This is a genomic window from Hyphomonas sp. L-53-1-40 (genome assembly GCF_000682775.1).
Classification (GTDB): Bacteria; Pseudomonadota; Alphaproteobacteria; order Caulobacterales; family Hyphomonadaceae; genus Hyphomonas.
Map to the genome: position 1 here is coordinate 588,522 of NZ_AWFI01000012.1, position 16,977 is coordinate 605,498.

The 16,977-nt window shown below is 58.2% G+C and carries 18 protein-coding genes; 5 read left to right on the forward strand and 13 right to left on the reverse strand.

Annotated elements, in window-relative coordinates; translation table 11 throughout:
- Positions 1-122 precede the first annotated feature (122 nt).
- The 8 genes from L53_RS08700 to L53_RS08735 all read right to left on the reverse strand — a co-directional run bounded on the left by L53_RS08700 (position 123) and on the right by L53_RS08735 (position 6,711).
- A complete protein-coding gene (locus L53_RS08700; RefSeq protein WP_034814110.1) occupies positions 123-668 on the reverse strand; it encodes a hypothetical protein in 546 nt (181 codons plus the stop codon).
- A 74-nt stretch (positions 669-742) separates the two neighbouring features.
- Positions 743-1,666, reverse strand: coding sequence for a riboflavin biosynthesis protein RibF (gene ribF, locus L53_RS08705; protein WP_034814111.1), 924 nt, complete (start codon positions 1,664-1,666; stop codon positions 743-745).
- Positions 1,666-2,097 (reverse strand): MaoC family dehydratase, encoded by a 432-nt coding sequence (locus L53_RS08710; protein ID WP_034814112.1) that lies wholly within the window; start codon positions 2,095-2,097, stop codon positions 1,666-1,668. Before L53_RS08710 ends, ribF begins: the two co-directional genes overlap by 1 nt.
- Positions 2,098-2,155: 58 nt before the next feature.
- A complete protein-coding gene (locus L53_RS08715) occupies positions 2,156-3,007 on the reverse strand; it encodes a TIGR01459 family HAD-type hydrolase (RefSeq protein ID WP_034814114.1) in 852 nt (283 codons plus the stop codon).
- Between the two features lie 32 nt (positions 3,008-3,039).
- On the reverse strand, positions 3,040-3,540 hold the full coding sequence (locus L53_RS08720) for a hypothetical protein (RefSeq protein ID WP_034814116.1): 501 nt from the start codon (positions 3,538-3,540) through the stop codon (positions 3,040-3,042).
- A gap of 66 nt (positions 3,541-3,606) precedes the next feature.
- Positions 3,607-4,836, reverse strand: a complete 1,230-nt coding sequence (locus L53_RS08725) for an EAL domain-containing protein (protein WP_034814118.1) — start codon at positions 4,834-4,836, stop codon at positions 3,607-3,609.
- A 299-nt stretch (positions 4,837-5,135) separates the two neighbouring features.
- The gene (locus L53_RS08730) at positions 5,136-5,861 is read right to left on the reverse strand and encodes a hypothetical protein (RefSeq protein ID WP_156947867.1); all 726 of its coding nucleotides are present in this window, start codon (positions 5,859-5,861) and stop codon (positions 5,136-5,138) included.
- A gap of 13 nt (positions 5,862-5,874) precedes the next feature.
- A complete protein-coding gene (locus tag L53_RS08735) occupies positions 5,875-6,711 on the reverse strand; it encodes a fumarylacetoacetate hydrolase family protein (RefSeq protein ID WP_034814122.1) in 837 nt (278 codons plus the stop codon).
- A gap of 112 nt (positions 6,712-6,823) precedes the next feature.
- Here L53_RS08735 and L53_RS08740 point away from each other — a divergent pair, with 112 nt between their 5' ends.
- From L53_RS08740 to L53_RS08760, 5 genes are all read left to right on the forward strand, one after another.
- The gene (locus L53_RS08740; protein WP_034814124.1) at positions 6,824-8,482 is read left to right on the forward strand and encodes a DUF262 domain-containing protein; all 1,659 of its coding nucleotides are present in this window, start codon (positions 6,824-6,826) and stop codon (positions 8,480-8,482) included.
- Between the two features lie 83 nt (positions 8,483-8,565).
- The gene (locus L53_RS08745; protein ID WP_034814125.1) at positions 8,566-9,333 is read left to right on the forward strand and encodes an SDR family NAD(P)-dependent oxidoreductase; all 768 of its coding nucleotides are present in this window, start codon (positions 8,566-8,568) and stop codon (positions 9,331-9,333) included.
- 3 nt (positions 9,334-9,336) lie between these two features.
- A complete protein-coding gene (locus L53_RS08750) occupies positions 9,337-9,708 on the forward strand; it encodes a tRNA-binding protein (RefSeq protein ID WP_034814126.1) in 372 nt (123 codons plus the stop codon).
- Positions 9,705-10,184: a PaaI family thioesterase gene (locus L53_RS08755; RefSeq protein ID WP_034814129.1), complete on the forward strand. Its 480-nt coding sequence runs from the start codon at positions 9,705-9,707 to the stop codon at positions 10,182-10,184. The genes L53_RS08750 and L53_RS08755 overlap by 4 nt, the downstream gene beginning before the upstream one ends.
- A gap of 72 nt (positions 10,185-10,256) precedes the next feature.
- Entirely contained in the window at positions 10,257-10,652 is a 396-nt protein-coding gene (locus tag L53_RS08760) for a hypothetical protein (RefSeq protein WP_034814131.1), read from the forward strand.
- 34 nt (positions 10,653-10,686) lie between these two features.
- On the opposite strand, the gene queA is transcribed toward L53_RS08760, so the two are convergent.
- The 5 genes from queA to blaOXA form a co-directional block, all read right to left on the reverse strand.
- Entirely contained in the window at positions 10,687-11,760 is a 1,074-nt protein-coding gene (gene queA / locus L53_RS08765) for a tRNA preQ1(34) S-adenosylmethionine ribosyltransferase-isomerase QueA (RefSeq protein WP_034814134.1), read from the reverse strand.
- Between the two features lie 26 nt (positions 11,761-11,786).
- Positions 11,787-12,656: a peptidylprolyl isomerase gene (locus L53_RS08770; protein ID WP_051607733.1), complete on the reverse strand. Its 870-nt coding sequence runs from the start codon at positions 12,654-12,656 to the stop codon at positions 11,787-11,789.
- Positions 12,653-13,150, reverse strand: a complete 498-nt coding sequence (gene coaD / locus L53_RS08775) for a pantetheine-phosphate adenylyltransferase (RefSeq protein WP_034814135.1) — start codon at positions 13,148-13,150, stop codon at positions 12,653-12,655. The genes L53_RS08770 and coaD overlap by 4 nt, the downstream gene beginning before the upstream one ends.
- 44 nt (positions 13,151-13,194) lie before the next feature.
- On the reverse strand, positions 13,195-15,987 hold the full coding sequence (gyrA, locus tag L53_RS08780; RefSeq protein ID WP_034814136.1) for a DNA gyrase subunit A: 2,793 nt from the start codon (positions 15,985-15,987) through the stop codon (positions 13,195-13,197).
- 132 nt (positions 15,988-16,119) lie between these two features.
- A complete protein-coding gene (gene blaOXA, locus L53_RS16370; protein ID WP_051607734.1) occupies positions 16,120-16,977 on the reverse strand; it encodes an OXA-1090 family carbapenem-hydrolyzing class D beta-lactamase in 858 nt (285 codons plus the stop codon).

The window sequence follows — 16,977 nt, forward strand, 5'->3', positions numbered from 1 at the left end:
CAGAGCATGGGCTCCCGGCTTCGCGGCCCCGATAATCGGGTCAGCGCGCAGCCGGGCGGCTAATTCGAATGAAGCATATCCGTGCCATGGCGTTTCCGTAGCAGGCGCGGCTTAACGAGTCACTATTTCCACTCAGCCTTCGTTTCGGCCCCCGGGAGGCTCGCCAAACGCTCAGAAACCTTGCCGCAAAGCATCCGGAACACAGCCCCATTCTCCACGAGATTGCTCCAGCTGATGCCGTGATCCAGGATCACATAGCGGGAAACCCGAACTTTCTGGCTGTCGGACTTGTAAAGAGAGATCGCCGGATAGTCGCGATCGATGCCCGAAATCACATCACTGCTCGCACTCGAACCATACACGGCCATCAGCTCGAGCCCCCGGCAATCCGTGCCGTCCGGCCCGGCGCAAACGGCATAAGCACCGAAGGTCAGGCCGTCGTCGAACTCACCGAATACAAAGGGCGCACCGTCCCCCGTGCGACCGGCCGCGATGAACTGCGCGCCCATATCGTCCAGCAGGAACCGAAGATCATCCATCGTGACCGCCCGGATAATCTGAATTGGCTCAATTTCCACCGGCTCAGATGGCTCAACAGGCGCATCTTGCGCGATCGCAAGCGGTACCATTGCCAGAGCAAGTCCGGCGGTCACTAACCGTGTCAACATGGTCGTCCCTCTAACCAGTGCATCAGTTGTCTACGAATGGATTATGGCAGTGAATTGACAATAACCTGAGTTAATCAGGACGCTTTCAGCCGCCGCTTTGCTTCGATTTCGTCCTTCCCCATCTGAACCACCATCAGATCCAGACTGTCAAAGTTCAATTCCGGCCTCAGATAGGACAGCATCTGGACTTCAATCCAGCGACCATAGATATCCCCTACAAAATCAAAGATATGTGCCTCGAGCAGCGGGTCGCGCAGCCCCGTGGTGGGCGTACGCCCGAAATTCGCGACGCCCGGCATCCAGTCACCCGTTCGGTCGATGCGCACCTTTACGGCATAGACGCCATATTTTGGGTGGATCAAATCGCCGAGATTTGTATTGGCCGTCGGATAGCCGAATTTGCGTCCGTTCTGTTCGCCCTTCATCACAGGGCCATCCGCGATCCACGGCGAGCCAAGAATCTCGGCAGCTCGCTCCGGTTCACCTGCTCTCAGCGCCTGTCTTATCGCGGTAGATGAGGCTTTTTCGTCGTCATTCTGGACTTCTTCGACAATGGTCACCCCAAAGCCGAGCGCACGCCCAAGGCTCGACAAGCGCTGCGCATGGCCCATTCGGCCTCTGCCGAAGCGGAAATCAAACCCGACGGAGACGTGGCTTACGCCCAGGCCATCGACCAGAACTTGCCGGACAAACTCTTCATCCGTCTTCGACGCCATTTCCCCGTTGAAAGGCAATTCAAATACCGAATCCGCGCCTTCATTCAATATGGTCTCGTTGCGCCGTTCAGGGCGGAAGATCCGGAAAGGAGGGTCCAACGGGCGGAAATAGGCATGAGGTGGCGGTTCAAAGGTCGCCACTGAAAAAGATCCTTCGCCAGCCTCGCGGGCGGCTGCAATCACGGCCTTGTGGCCCGCATGCAAGCCATCAAAATTGCCCAGAGCGATCGACGCGCCCCGTGCAGATTCAGTTAAACCGCGATAGTCAGCAAAGATGCTCATTAGCTCTCCCGGCGCGGTGCCACGACTTCAGCTTCACCCGTAATAACGCGCTTGCCGTCCACCGTACAATCGACCTTCAGCGTCACACGGTTGCCACGCTCCTTCTTCTCGGACACTTCTGCGCGCACGATCACTTCGTCTCCGATGTGAACGGGGCGTTTGAAACGCATCGACAGGCCGATGAAAATCGCCCCCGGGCCAGGAAGATTGTTGCCCAGAATGCCGGAAATGTAGCTGGCCGTCAGCGCGCCATGCGCGATCCGTTTGCCGAAAATCGTCTTGGCGGCGAAGTCGTCCGACATGTGCAGCGGATTGAAGTCACCAGAGACTTCCGCAAAACGCTGAATATCATCCTCGGTGATTACATGCACGGTCTCGTGAGACATGCCGATATCGAGGTCTTCGTATTTGTAACCGGTGAATTCGCTCATCCCACTCGGGCTCCTGATTGCTTTTCGGCAGTTTCGTTACACGCTGCAGCGCAGCACGTCACCATCTGAGGCCAGTCATTGCGTAGGTTGCTTCCTCGCCATAGTCTGCCAGAAGGTCTGAAACTTCCGTCTGGAAGTCCGCGCCATGCTCTGTCAGGCCAGTCCCGACATAGAGTCCATCAAAGCCCTGAATGCGCGCGCCGCGCATGTCCGTCGTGGGGCTGTCGCCGATGCACAGGACCCGTGACTTGTTTGCGGCGGCGTCACCCACACGGGAAACCGCAAGATCGTAAATCGCCCCATGGGGCTTTCCAGGATAGATCACGGATCCGCCAAGATCTTCATAAATTTCCGCCAATGCGCCGGCACACCAATGCAACTGGCCGCCGATCCGCACCTGCTTGTCAGGATTGGCACAGATCATCGGAATGTTCCGGTCGACCCCCTGTTTCAGCGTATCGGTGTAATCGGAGGGATGGTCCTTGAGGGAATCGCTCAACCCGATGCAGAGCAGGACATCAGACTCTTCCGGCTCGCCAAAGCTCAAGTCGAGCCCTTGATACAGATAAGGATCTCGCTCCCACCGCGCATTCGCGCCCATCGCCCAGAAAACCTTGTCCCGGCGCTTGGCCAGTTCTTCGCGGGTCGCATCTCCGGACGAGACGCAATCATCATAGGCATCTGTTGGCACACCAAGCGGCAAGAAATAGTCGATCACCTGCTGCTTTGGCACCGGCGCATTCGTGATGAGACAGACTTTTCCGCCTTGCTTGCGAAAGTTCACCAGCGCCACGCAAGCCTCTTCAAAGGCATCGCGGCCATTATGGATCACGCCCCAGACATCGCATAGAATGGCGTCATACTGGCCAGCAATCTCGGACAGGCCGCCCGGAAATTTCAATTGTGTCATGCATTTGGACCTAGGCTGCACCGCCAAGCCGGTCAATCGCCAAAACCGCAAGCCTCTGCCGGCAAGGGATTGAGGCGCCAGTGCACAGCCGTGGGAATGGAGATGGCATGCGCAAAAAAGCATCCCTTCAGACGGGTCATATGGCCAAACCCGTCATCAGAGATCAGATTCGGATCATAATTGCACGACAAGAGGTTTCCACCGTGCTGCACAGGGTCACCCATGCGCACTTCCAGGAGCATGTGGTTTGAACCAGTTGCCACCATGACCGTGCCTGCCTCAACCGGTCCGAATTCGCATTCGTCCAGACTGCCATAACTGCCATCCTTCAGGATGATGGCGGGTTCGAGCTCCGGCGCGATGCGCAGGTCAAGCAAGACGACGCCTTCCGTCATGGCCTGCAGCGCCTCAGGCGCCTCAAATTCGATGGGGCCTGGCAAGTCCGCGTCGACGCGCTGAACGGCGCCTGACTCTGCCATAGCCGATGTCGCGAGAATTGTTGCCGCAGTACCGATCTGTACGAAACGTTTCATTCTGCCACCTCCTTTACCGGAGATGACAGCTTGGAAATGGGGCATATTGAAGGTCGGTTGGCGGCCCTAGCCGAAATTCGACAGGCGCTGGACGAGCTCCTGTGGCGGCGCTGTGGCTTCCATCAGGGATGACTTGATCGGGCGCGGCGCGCCGAATACGTGGCCCTGACCGTACGGGATGTCATATTCTAGAATCTCGACAACGCTGGCCTCATCCTCGATCTTCTCGGCAATCATTGTGATGCCATAGCGCGAGAACACGGCGCTGACTTCTTCTCCATCAACGCGGCGGTTGATCGACGAGACCGGGCGCGGACCGGTTGGGTCGCGCAGCTGGTCCATCAGGTTCGTGCCATTCATCTTCACGAAACGAATTCCCGCCGACTGAAGGCGCGGCAGGTCGAGGCCCAAATTGTCGGCATGATCAATGGAGAAGCGGAAACCAAGCGCTGTCAGCTTGTCCATATTGTCCCGCATCGCGCGCGAACGTGTCTCGAACCGGTCTGCCGTAATCTCGAAGATCACCGCGCCGGACAGGTCACGATTCTCGGTGATGAATTCCAGGAACATCGGGAAGAAGGTTGTGTCTTCCAGCGACGCCGCAGAAATATTGCAGAATACGCCGACGCGACGGTCACGCTCAGCCAGGCGACGCACGATCTGGACACACCGGAACAGCGTGAAATTGTCGATGATGCCCATCAGTTTGGCGCGGCGCGCAGCATCAAGAAATTCCGCTGGCAGAACCAGGGAACCATCCGGACGGCGCAGGCGGGTGAACCCCTCGTAGAAGGACACACGACGCTGGGGTAGAGACACGATCGGCTGCAGGTGCAGGTCAACACGACCATCCTTCAGCGCGTCGCGCACATCACGCAGGACAGCATCTTCTTCCGGTGCCACGACCGCGGTGCTGGTCGTTTCCGCCAACTTGTTTTCAAAGCTCTTGGACAGCCGGTCGATCAGGCTCTCCAGCTGCTTCATCTCGGTCACGAGCGCGTCGCGGCGCTCGGTCAATTCGTGCTTGACGGTCGCCTCGACGGCATCCGTGCGCGCTTCAATGACATCAACACGTTCCGCGGAATCGCGAACGGTCCGCTCCACCCGGTCGATGCGGTTATCGATGTCCTTGGTGGCGCGTCCTGAACTGGCGAGTAGGTGAATCTGCCCAAGCAAAGCCGTGGTGATGCCACCCGCCGCAATCGACATAGGCAGGCCGACATCCGTCAGCGTGAAGACGCCGTAGCCGACGCCGCCGCCGATGGCCGCGTATAGAAGGAACAGAACAAAAGTCATTACGTCAGCACCCGATACAACCCAATAATGTTAACAGCTAGGCCCAATTGGTTAACGAATTGCGAGGAATTGGAGGAATTTGTCGACCGCGGCAATCCTGTCACAGCGCCGTTGCAAACAAGCCACAATCCCCATCAAGTCGAGCATGGCAGGCGTCGCGCATGCGGACAAGGCGATTAGTGCTGGCACTAAGGGCAGCTTTCGCCGGTGCTAGGACGCATTTGCGGTCAGATCGACTGGCACAGCCACATCTGAAACCAGATCGGAGAACTGTGGAAAAGCAGGTCTCGATCCGATTTTCAGTTAACCACCCCGTCACGAAACACGAAAACCGGATCTGCTGTTGGCCAATTCGATTCGCAATCAAGCACCAGATCAATTCCATCGGTTACCGAGTCGGGCAGTTGAATGCCACAGCCCGCGATCAGCGCCGTATGGTCAGCATAGTCCACAACATAGAAGGCTCGGTCCGTCCCGGTTTCGAACTTGCTGATACGCAAATCGCCGGTATCGAAAACGGTTGCCACCTGCTCACCGTCTCCAGGCAACAAAGCGAGCAGCGCCGCATCGAACCCACCGGCTGGACGGTCCTCGACATAGATCAGCGCATCGGACACCTCATAGGCGCGATTTAGCAGTCCGAGAAACTCGCCCGTGCCGGACGGTCCCGCTACTGGAAGAGAAGATTCCCTTCCGGCACGCCACGCAGCGTTTCGCATCTCGTCTAGGCCTTCAATATCCTCACCGCGCAAGGATAGAAGCATAACAGCGTCGGTGTTCCGCAAGCTCGCTCGCGTCATGTCGAGTGTCATGCCGGCCGGCGCGCCGAATATGACCCGTTTTCCGCCTGCCAGAACATGGACGCAAGCCCCGGGCAAACTCCGCTCTGTACAAGGCAGCACAGCGAAATCTGTCGAATGCACAATCAAATCCGCTCGTGCCGTCTCGGCATCTTTGGAAGTCACCGGATTGCATGCGGCGAGCGCAGTAGCGCATACGACAATCCCAAGAGCTCGAAATTTCATGATCGTACCCACCCTACCCGATCCGCGTGTCTCCGGGTTCGGTTACGATTTCGTTTTCGATGACACCGACCTGATCAATTTCCAGACGCACCCGGTCGCCCACCTTCAGCCACTTCGGTGGGGTGAACCCACCCCCAACACCCGCAGGCGTACCTGTGAAGATGAGGTCACCCGGCTCCAGCGTGAAGGCGGCAGTAAGATGCGCAATCTGCGCAGGAATGTCATGGATCATGTCGCGTACATGACCGGTCTGGCGCAACTCATCATTCACAAAGCTGCGCAGTTCCACTGAAGCCAGATCCTCGATTTCGTCCGGTGTTACAAGAGCCGGACCAAACGGGGCGTGGGTGTCGAAACCCTTGCCCATGATCATGGTCTGGCTCGCGCGCTGCCAGTCACGCACCGAGTAGTCACAGCCGACGCAAAAGCCGGCGACGATTTCCATCGCCCGCTCACGTGGCACGTGCCGGCCATGCTTGCCGATGACAACAACCAGTTCGACTTCATAGTCCAGCTGATCAGAAACCTTGGGTAGATGCACGCGGCCGAAGGGCTTGTTGGCCGATGTCGCCTGCTTGTTGAACCATTTCTGCACCTGCGGAGATTTTGTATCCACAAAACTCACACTCTCGGCGGCATGGGCGGCATAGTTCACCCCAATCCCCAAAATCTTGCGGGGGCGCTCCACCGGCGCCAGCAGATCGAGCGTTTTCAACGGGACCGGCAAAGCGTCTGATCCTGTAATTGCCAGCGCATCTTGCAGAGTTGTCGCACCTGTCGGCCGGACGCTGTCCCCGTCCAGAACTCCATAGCGAGCGGTACCATTTTCTGCGAACCGAACCAGCTTCATTGCGTTACTCTCCTGTCACACTTTTTCCGCAAACGCGTTGCAAGCCGTTCATGTGCCGTTGTGATGACACTTGGCAAGGGCTAGGCACAAAGCTTGTATAGAGGATGCCAGTATGGATCTCGGCGTACGTGCCCAGGAGAGCTCGCTCAAGAGTATTTTCGGCCCCAGCGAACGGCTCTGCATGCCGCCCTACCAGAGAAGTTACTCCTGGACGGAGCGCGAGGCTGGCGAACTCCTGACTGACCTTCTTGACGCCGCCGAAACCGGCACACCCCACTTTGTCGGGGCTGTGGTTCTGAACCGCGGCACGGAAGAAGGCTTGCTGGAGATTGTCGACGGCCAGCAGCGCCTCACGACGCTGACCATCCTGCTCTCTGTCCTGCGAGACATTGAATCCGACCCGTCGAAAAGTGCGGAAATTCACGCTCTGATTGCTGACGAGGCACGCCCCATGCTGGGAGAGACCGCGAGTTGGCGCTTGCAACTTAACCATATGGACGGGCCGTTTTTCCGCCACATGATTCAGACCCCCGGTGCCACGCTGCGGCTGGATGGCGAGTCCGGGGACAGTGACAGCCAACGTCGCATGGTTCAAAATGCCCGCACGCTACTGAAGCGCGTGAAGGCCCTGTCAGACACAGATCGGAATGCCCTGGCAGATGTCACGATGAATCGCTGCGCGCTGGTTCGCGTGGTGGTGAACGACAAGGACCAGGGCTTCAAGGTCTTCCGTGTACTCAACACGCGCGGCAAAGAGCCGGGCGCACACGACATCATCAAGACCGAACTGTTCCAAAGGTCGAAGTTCACGACTGAAGAAGCAAGCTTTTACTCAGAGCGCTGGGCCGAGCATGAGGCTGCTCTGGGCGGCAGCGCGTTCGACGACCTGCTTCGCCAGATCCGCTCAATCTATGACAAATCATCGAAGGGTGAGTTGATCACCGGCTTCCTGAAAAACGTCATCCCGAAGATCACCGCACGCGGTTTCCTTGATGACGTCCTACCCCGCTATGTCGCAGCGTACAAGGTCATCACAACCGCCAATTTGGACAAAGGCCCACACGCCAAACTGATCAGTGACAAGCTGAACCAGATGCGCGCGCTGGATCAGACAAGCTGGCGCGCTCCGGCGCTCAAATTCCTTGTCGAGCATGGCGTTGAACATGAGAGTGCGCCGGAATTCTTCACCAAGCTGGAGCGGCTTTCGTATATCATCATGCTGGTCCTCACTGATCGCGACCAACGCACAAAACGCTTCAACAAGGTGAACGAGAATATCGGCAACAGCCGCACGCTGTATGGCCGCGGGAGCCCGTTCAACATCACCAAGGATGAGTCCCGCCGCGCCTTTGACAGAATGCTTGGCCGGTTCGCAACGTTCGGTCAGAGGCGCTCAATGGCGCTGCGCCTGAATGCGGCGCTGGACGGCGGCTTCACCATTGCTCCTCAGTCTGACGCGACGGTCGAACATGTCCTGCCCCGCAATATCAGCGAAGATAGCCACTGGATGATCACCTGGCCGGATCCGGCCAAGCGGCGCGAGCAGTGCGACACGCTCGGCAATTTCGTCCTGCTGACCAACAAGGTGAACCAGAAAGCCGACCGGCTCGACTATCGCGCCAAGAAAGAAGTCTATTTCAATGGCGGTGGCGGACAGGATTTCGCGCTGACACGAGATCTGGTTGATCAGGAAGCCTGGACGTCAGAAGTGGTTAGAAAACGTACGGAACGGCTCGCCGAAATCCTCATGATAGAATGGCAACTCGCCTGATCGGCTTTTCCTAGCGTGACCCCTGTTCGAAGCGGACTCCTGTGCTAACGAGTCTGCAACGATAAATGTTAGGGAGCCTCACCATGAGCCTGTTCGACCTTACGGGAAAAACTGCTGTCATCACCGGATCTTCGCGTGGCATAGGCAAGTCCATCGCCGAGCAGATGGCCGAACAAGGCGCGCGCGTGGTGATCTCGTCCCGCAAGCCGGGCCCGTGCCAGGAGGTAGCTGACGCGTTGAACGCCAAGCATGGCGATGGGACGGCGATTGCAATCCCGGCCAATATTTCTTCGAAGGATGACCTGAAGAATCTGGCCGAGAAAACACGGGCCGAATTCGGCCAGATCGACATTCTCGTCTGCAATGCGGCGTCGAACCCGTATTATGGCCCGCTGGAGGAGATCGATGACGAATCCTTTGAGAAGATCTTGTCCAACAACATCATCTCAAACCACTGGCTGATCCAGTTGGTCGCGCCTGAAATGAAAGAGCGCAAGGATGGCGCCATCGTTATCATCTCGTCAATCGGCGGCCTGAAAGGCTCAAGTACAATTGGCGCATACAATATCTCCAAAGCTGCCGACTTCCAGCTGGCCCGCAATTACGCACTCGAGCTCGGCCCTCACAATATTCGGGTGAACTGTGTCGCACCAGGCCTGATTAAGACAGATTTCGCCCGGGCCCTGTGGGAGAACCCCGAAATGGCGGCACGCGTCGAAAAAGGCACGCCCATGCGTCGCATCGGCGATCCGGAAGATATTGCTGGCGCCGCTGTCTTCCTCGCCTCCAAGGCGGGCGCCTACATGGCCGGCCAGATGGTGGTCGTGGACGGCGGGTCCGTGATCGTTTGATCCGTGCATCTTACAGACTCTCCTGAATCCGGCCCCGCCGACGAAACCAGTTTCGATACGTTTCGCCAGATCGACATTCGCGTCGGCACCATTATTGAGGCTGCGCCGCTGGAAGGCGCGCGCAAGCCTTCCATCCGCCTCCTGATCGATTTCGGACCGGGCGTCGGCACAAAGAAATCGTCGGCGCAGATAACCGAACATTATTCCCCCGAACAACTGGTTGGACGACAAGTCGCGGCCGTGGTCAATTTTCCACCGCGCCAGATCGGCAAATTCATGTCTGAAGTCCTGACGCTGGGTTTTCCGGACACGGATAACCGCATCGTCCTGTTCTCTCCAGATCATCCAGTTCCCAATGGCGCGAGACTCGCATGACAGAACACACGCTTTCCACCCAAGCCAAAACCTTCCTCAGCAATTTGCAAGATGGCACATGGCAGCCTCCACTCGGCCTCAAGAACCTCGGCATCCGCCCGGATCTCTGGCTGAAGGAATTCGACTATGGCTATACGCGGTATGAGTGGCCGAATACGGGCGACCGCGATATCAGTGAGAACCGCGCCTTCGGCGGTTGGGTAGCTGGCTTTTCAGACCATATCGTATCCATCACCATGGCAAGCGCGCTGGCCGAAGGCGAATGGTTCACGACAATGGAATTGCAGACCCGCATTCTACGCCCTGTCGGCCACGGCCTGATCACGATCGAAGGTCGACTTGTCAGTCGCGGTCGCACGACTGGGCTGGTCGAAGCCGAGTGGAAGGATGCCAATGGACGCCTGCTGGCAAAGATCACCGCCGCCAAGGCCATCCGGACCCGCGACGAGTTGGGCCAGCCTGCCATCTCGAAATAAGGCAATATCAGGACATCAGGAACCTGAGCATCAGCGCCCCGTTTATAGCATAAGCTATTTAAGGAGCTGACCATGATGAAGTCATTGAAATATGTTGCCGCAGCTGGCGCTCTGAGCGCTGCGACCGCACTCGCCACATCCCCAGCATACGCTCAACTCGGCATCGGCGTTGGGGTGGACACCGATGTGGAAGTCGGGGTCGGGGTAAGAACTGCGGATCCACATCCGCGGCATCGCCACGAAACATATGTTTATGATGGTTATGAGTCCGGTCATTGGCACACACGCCACGAGATACGTCGCGAGCACCGCTGGAACGCGCGCTATAAGGGCTACGACTGTTATGAGTCCTTCCAGTATACTTGGGAAGACGGCGAGCGCGTTCGCTATGACACAACGTTCTGCTATAATGATAATGGCCGCAAGTATGAACCTGATGGTGTTCGCGCAACCGTGAAAGTTCGCTAGCAACACGATGAAATGACTGTCAAATCCCCGTGCTTCAGGCGCGGGGATTTTTCGTTGGGAGTAACAGGCAAGCATCGCCATACGAGTAGAAACGGTACTCACTGGCAATAGCGTGTGCATAAGCCGCCTGCATGATCTCCGTCCCCATCAGTGCGCACACCAGCATGAAAAGGCTGGAGCCCGAAAGGTGGAAATTCGTCACCAGGGCGTCTGTCGCGCGAACGGCATCGCCCGGCTTCAGGAAGATGTCCGTTGGGCCAGTCGCCGCGTGCAGGATACCATCCGTATCAACACAACTCTCCAGTGTTCGCATAGCCGTTGTGCCGACTGGCACCACACGGTGTCCACCGGCCCGCGCCGTGTTCAGCCTGACCGCCACCTCCGGCGTCAGACGTCTCCATTCTTCATGCAGACGATTTGCTTCAAGCTGCGCAGCTTCCAATGGTTTGAACGTGCCGAGCCCAACATGCAGGCGGACGATCTCCCGCACAATGCCAGCCGCATCAACGTCAGCCAACAAGCGGGGTGTGAAGTGCAAACCAGCTGTAGGAGCGGCAACGGAGGCTGCGTCCTCGCCAGCAAACCTGGTCTGATAAGTTTCGCGGTCCATGGCATCCGCCGGGCGGCGGCGCGCGATGTATGGCGGCAACGGCATCGCGCCATGGGCTTGGAGCGCTTCGGTCAATGCATCACCCGCAAGCGAGAAGCACAATTCTATTTCGCCGCCTTCATGGCGACCAGTGATCTCAGCGGAAAAGCCTTCGGCAAAGATAATCGTGTCGCTTTCTTTCAGCCGACGACCCGGCCTTGCCAGTGCGCGCCAACGCCGCGCATCCATCCGCTCGGTCAGATTGACATCGCACGCCACGTCCTGCCCAGACTCATCGCGCGCCGGACGGACGCCGGTCAATGCAGCGGGCAGCACACGCGTGTCATTGAAAACCATGACATCACCAGCCGACAGGTAGCGCGGCAGGTCACGTATAGTCGCATCTTCCAACCGCCCATCGCCATGCACCACCAGCAGACGCGCAGAATCCTGCGGATCGGCCGGGCGCAGCGCAATCAACTGCTCCGGCAGGTCAAACTCGAATTCGGACAAGTCCATGCGGCGATGCCCCGACCAGAAAGTCTCTAGTCTTCAACGACCGTTGGAACGGGCGGCAGGCTACAAACATGCGGACGGCCGGGCCCGGTGATCAGGTCGGCAAACAGATCACTGTCCGTGCGCATGACCCAAGCCTGGGGGCGCTCACCTTCCGGCAGGGCAGCCGGATCCGCGACCACTCCATCAGTGCCATTCGGACCTTTCTTAATCGACATGACCACATCCTGCCCGTCAAGCACACGGCCCCAGGCGGTGTATTGCTTGTCGAGATGCTCGGTATGTCCACGCATCAGGAAGAATTGCGAATTGCCGGAGTTCACATCATTGCCAAGGCGCGCAGTAGACACCACGCCCGCGCAATGCGGGATCCAGCTTTCGATGGTTTCGTTCCCGAGGTCTTGAGCCAGCCAAAGCGGGCGAGTCGCGATCGGAAAGCCGTTGATATAGCCATTGTCTGCGTCGTCGCGCTCACCAATCGCATAATCCAGCGGCATCTCCTCCGGATTGCGGCGGAACGTGAATTCAGCTTCGATGCCCGGCAGGCCAGAGCCCGTACCATTGATGGCGCGAATGTCGCCACCTTGCGCCATGAAACCTTCGATCACGCGATGGAACTTGGTGCCCGCATAATCGCCAGACCGGATAATGGTAGAAAATTGCGCGAAATGCTTGGGAGCGACTTCCGGGAACGCTTCGATCAGGATGCGCCCCTTGTTGGTATTGAAAATGAACAGTCGCTCGGGGTCCACGGCACGCCAGTTGGCCATATCAGCCTTGACGTCTTCAACCGTAAAAGTTGCCGGGGCGTCTTCCGCTGGCGCTGCGCTTTCTGTGGTATCGGCCGTGGCTGTCAGGGCGATGGCGGAAGCGGCAAGCGCAAAAGCGGCAAACTTCATTTTTCATACTTCTCCAGCAGGGCCCGTTTTACGTCGGGCGTTACAAACGGCGTGATATCCCCGCCCAGGCTCGCAATTTCCTTTACGAGCCGAGAGGCCACGGCCTGATGCCTAACATCGGCCATGAGAAACACGGTTTCAATGTCGGGATTCAGTTGTTCGTTCATGGCGGTCATCTGAAATTCGTATTCGAAATCCTGAACCGCGCGCAGGCCACGCACGATAATATGAGCTTCACAAGCCTCTGCGAACTTCATGAGCAAGCCATGCATCGGCATGACCTTGATATCGGCCAAGCCCGGTCCGTTCATTTTGGCGCACTCTGACCGCACCATGTCGACACGCTCCTGTAGCGGGAACAGGGGTTTCTTGGCCTCATTGATCGCCACGCCAATGATCAGCGTGTCCACCAGCTTGCGGGCTCGGCCAATGATATCAAGATGGCCGTTCGTCGGCGGGTCGAATGTTCCTGGATATAGTCCTACGCGATGCAAAAGCCTGTCCTCCCCGCCTTTCAGGTCCGATTTAAGTACGGGATTTAGTCTCCCGTATCTTCGGCATCATCCATAGCGGTTTCAGCGTCTTCCACAAGCCGTGCGACAGAAACCACACGTTCGCCTTCGGCTGTGCGGAGCACCCAGACGCCGCCCGTCGACCGACCGGCAATGCGGATCTGCTCCACAGGCGTGCGGATCAGCTGGCCTGCATTGGTGACCAGCATGACCTGATCGCCGTCGCCCACCGTGAAGGATTGCGCCACCTGCTTGACCGGGCCCAGCTTCTTGTCGCGTCCCCAAATATTCTGGGCGACAAGGCCTTTACCACCGCGGCCAGTGACACGGTAGTCATAGGCTGACGAGCGCTTGCCCATGCCGTCATCGGCAATAGTCAGGATGAATTCCTCGGCGGCGCCAAGTTCGGCAATGCGTTCAGCGCTCAAGGCAGCCTCGTCGACGGCTTCTTCGCCATCATCGTCCGAGACTTCCTCTTCCTCGCCCGTCGCAGCGCGGCGCATCGCGGCGGCGTGCTTCAGATAGCCGCGCGCCTCCTCCGACGTGACATCCATGTGGCGCAGAATGCCCATGGAGATCACTTCATCTCCTTCACCCAGACGGATGCCCCGGACACCGGTCGAATTGCGCCCCGCAAAGACACGTACATCCGGAACGGCAAAGCGGATACACTGGCCAAGCGCTGTGGTCAGCAGGATATCGTCCTTCTCGGAACAGATCTTCACTGACACGATGCCGTCATCATCTTCCAGCTTCATCGCGATCTTGCCGTTGCGGTTCACGCGAGTGAAATCTGACAACTTGTTACGGCGGACCGTGCCGGTCTTCGTCGCGAACATGACGTCCAGCTCATTGCGGGACTCATCGTCCTCCGGCAGCGGCATGACGCTTTCGATACGCTCATCGGCGGCCAGTGGGAAGATATTGACCAGCGCCTTGCCGCGCGAGTTCGGCCCACCAATCGGCAAGCGCCAGACCTTCTCCTTGTAGACCATGCCGGCCGAGGAGAAGAAGAGGACTTCAGTATGCGTGGTCGCCGAGAACACGTTCACGACGAAGTCCTCGTCCTTCATGTTCATGCCCGAGCGGCCCTTGCCGCCCCGATGCTGCGTACGATAGGTCGAGAGCGGGGTACGCTTGACGTAGCCGCCATGCGTCACGGCCACGACCATGTCTTCGACCTCGATCAGGTCTTCGTCTTCCATGTCGATGCCGCCAAAGGCGAATTCCGACCGTCGTGGAACGGCGAATTTCTCTTTAACTTCAGAGAGCTCGCCCTTGATGATGTCCAGAACACGCTGGCGCGACCGCAGGATGCTGAGGAATTCCTCGATCTTCTCGGACAGACCCTTGGCTTCATTGCCAATCTCGTCACGGCCGAGGCCCGTCAGACGGGACAGCTGCAGCGCAAGAATGGAGCGCGCTTGCTCATCGGACAGATAGATCGTGTCGCCGTCGCCCTTGCGGGTCCGGCGGTCCGCGATCAGATCCAGCAGCGGGCCCATATCCATGATCGGCCACGCTTTCTCGAGCAGAGCTTCGCGGGCTGCATTCGGATCGGGCGAATAGCGTATGATGCGAATGACTTCGTCAATGTTGGCCACGGCCATGGCCAGGCCGACAAGAACGTGGGCGCGGTCGCGCGCCTTGTTCAATTCGTGCTTGGTGCGGCGAACCACAACTTCCTGACGGAAAGCCACAAAGCAATCGAGCACTTTGCGCAGGTTCATCAGCTCCGGGCGACCACCATTCAGGGCCAGCATGTTGACGCCGAAACTGGTTTGCATCTGGCTGAAACGGAAGAGCTGGTTCAGCACCACTTCCGCGCTCGCATCCTTTTTCAGTTCGACCACAACACGAATGCCGTTCCGGTCGGATTCGTCCCGCAGGTCAGCGATGCCTTCGATGCGCTTGTCACGCACGAGTTCCGCGATCTTTGTAATCATCGCGGCCTTGTTCACCTGATAGGGAATTTCGGTCACGATAATGGCCTGACGGCCATTCTTGGCTTCTTCGATATCGGTCTTGGCGCGCATGATCACGCTGCCGCGGCCGGTGGTCATCGCCTTGCGGCTGCCGGACATGCCCATGATCTGGCCGCCGGTCGGGAAGTCAGGACCGGGGACGATTTCGAGCAGGGCGTCTTCATCCAGCGTCGGGTCTTCGATGATTGCCAGTGTCGCGTCGATCACTTCGCCCAGATTGTGCGGCGGGATATTCGTCGCCATACCGACCGCGATGCCGCCAGCACCATTGACCAGCAGGTTCGGATACTGCGCCGGCAGGACAATCGGCTCTTTCTGGGATCCGTCATAATTGTCCTGGAAGTCGACCGTATCCTTGTCGATATCGGCGAGCAGATAGGTCGCCTCCTTCGTCATGCGGCTTTCGGTATAACGCATGGCGGCTGGTGGATCATTGTCGATCGAGCCGAAATTGCCCTGACCGTCTACGAGCGTCACGCCCATCGAGAATGGTTGGGCCATGCGCACCAGCGCGTCATAGATCGCAGAGTCACCGTGCGGGTGGTAGTTACCCATCACCGCGCCGACGATATTTGCAGATTTCTTGTACGGCTTGCTGGGCGTGTTACCGCCCTCGTTCATCGCATATAGAATGCGGCGATGAACAGGTTTCAGACCATCCCGCACATCCGGCAGCGCCCGGCTCACGATGACGCTCATCGCATAGTCGAGATAGGAGCTTTTCAGCTCGGATTCGATAGAAATCAGCTCAATGCCGTCCGGAAGGGGCGCGCTGCCCTCACCGCCATTTTCTGGCGTTTCCGGGTCGTCTGGCGGAGTTGTGTCGTCGCTCATGGAGAATTCGTCCTGGCTACGGTGAAATTAACGGGAATCACCTGTTCCGATACAGGAACATGTCTAGCATCCCGCCATGATTGAAACAAATGCGACAGGGCCAAAATAGCAGTAAATACGGGCGAAATCGCCCTAAAACGGGGTCTCGGAAGCAGGGCTCAGCGCCCCGATGGTTTCGAGCGCTTTGCGGACCGCCTCTTTGCGCGTTTTCAGTGCCGGATTTTCAGCGTTCATGTCCAGATTGAACGCGAATGCATATGTACCGGGAGCGTCACCTTCGGTCTGTTCCAGCCAGCCAACATACCAGCCGATATCCGTTTCACCGGGCACACTCTTCCAACCCGTCTTGGCATGGATCGACCAGCCATCACCCTCCTCGGCGAGCATCATCGGAATTGCCTGCTCATAGGTCCGCGCCGAAAGCGGCAAAGTGCGGGCAGACAGTTTCGCGAGAAACACGACTTGCTCCCGCGCGGAGGTCTTCAGCGGGCCCTTCAGCCAATAGGTCTGAATATCGTCCTCGGTGCCCGTGTCAGCGTTTCCATAGCCAAAGCGCGCGAGCCAAGTGCTCAGCGCCACACTGCCGATACGCGGCGTGACCGTCTGGTAGATCCACACTGTCGAGCGCTGGAAGGCAGAAGCAAAGTCCTGGCTTTCATTCCACCCAGGCAAGAACCGTGTCTCACCACCCCACTCAAACCACTCATCGGAGCCGCTGACAGCGCCTGTCTCCAAGGCAATCAGCGTGTGCGGGATCTTGGAGGTCGATGCGGCCACGAAACGCTCAGATGGCCGCTCACCGCTGGTGGTCCATGTCCGACCGTCTTCAAGCCGATAGACGACGAGCGCCGCTGTATCCTGCGTCAGGGATTTGCTGGCAAGGACAGGATCAAGATTTCCGACCGGGACACTCGGCGGAGACTGGCATGCGCCCAGCACGGCGACCAAAGCCACCGCCAACCAGTGCGCAGGATGCCAGCCTGCCCGCAT

Excerpts from the sequence above, each read along its gene's own strand:
- L53_RS08700 (WP_034814110.1), bottom strand. The coding sequence starts at position 668 with ATGTTGACACGGTTAGTGACCGCCGGACTTGCTCTGGCAATGGTACCG.
- ribF (WP_034814111.1), bottom strand. The coding sequence starts at position 1,666 with ATGAGCATCTTTGCTGACTATCGCGGTTTAACTGAATCTGCACGGGGC.
- L53_RS08710 (WP_034814112.1), bottom strand. The coding sequence starts at position 2,097 with ATGAGCGAATTCACCGGTTACAAATACGAAGACCTCGATATCGGCATG.
- L53_RS08715 (WP_034814114.1), bottom strand. The coding sequence starts at position 3,007 with ATGACACAATTGAAATTTCCGGGCGGCCTGTCCGAGATTGCTGGCCAG.
- L53_RS08720 (WP_034814116.1), bottom strand. The coding sequence starts at position 3,540 with ATGAAACGTTTCGTACAGATCGGTACTGCGGCAACAATTCTCGCGACA.
- L53_RS08725 (WP_034814118.1), bottom strand. The coding sequence starts at position 4,836 with ATGACTTTTGTTCTGTTCCTTCTATACGCGGCCATCGGCGGCGGCGTC.
- L53_RS08730 (WP_156947867.1), bottom strand. The coding sequence starts at position 5,861 with ATGAAATTTCGAGCTCTTGGGATTGTCGTATGCGCTACTGCGCTCGCC.
- L53_RS08735 (WP_034814122.1), bottom strand. The coding sequence starts at position 6,711 with ATGAAGCTGGTTCGGTTCGCAGAAAATGGTACCGCTCGCTATGGAGTT.
- L53_RS08740 (WP_034814124.1), top strand. The coding sequence starts at position 6,824 with ATGGATCTCGGCGTACGTGCCCAGGAGAGCTCGCTCAAGAGTATTTTC.
- L53_RS08745 (WP_034814125.1), top strand. The coding sequence starts at position 8,566 with ATGAGCCTGTTCGACCTTACGGGAAAAACTGCTGTCATCACCGGATCT.
- L53_RS08755 (WP_034814129.1), top strand. The coding sequence starts at position 9,705 with ATGACAGAACACACGCTTTCCACCCAAGCCAAAACCTTCCTCAGCAAT.
- L53_RS08760 (WP_034814131.1), top strand. The coding sequence starts at position 10,257 with ATGATGAAGTCATTGAAATATGTTGCCGCAGCTGGCGCTCTGAGCGCT.
- queA (WP_034814134.1), bottom strand. The coding sequence starts at position 11,760 with ATGGACTTGTCCGAATTCGAGTTTGACCTGCCGGAGCAGTTGATTGCG.
- L53_RS08770 (WP_051607733.1), bottom strand. The coding sequence starts at position 12,656 with ATGAAGTTTGCCGCTTTTGCGCTTGCCGCTTCCGCCATCGCCCTGACA.
- gyrA (WP_034814136.1), bottom strand. The coding sequence starts at position 15,987 with ATGAGCGACGACACAACTCCGCCAGACGACCCGGAAACGCCAGAAAAT.
- blaOXA (WP_051607734.1), bottom strand. The coding sequence starts at position 16,977 with ATGCGGGCAGGCTGGCATCCTGCGCACTGGTTGGCGGTGGCTTTGGTC.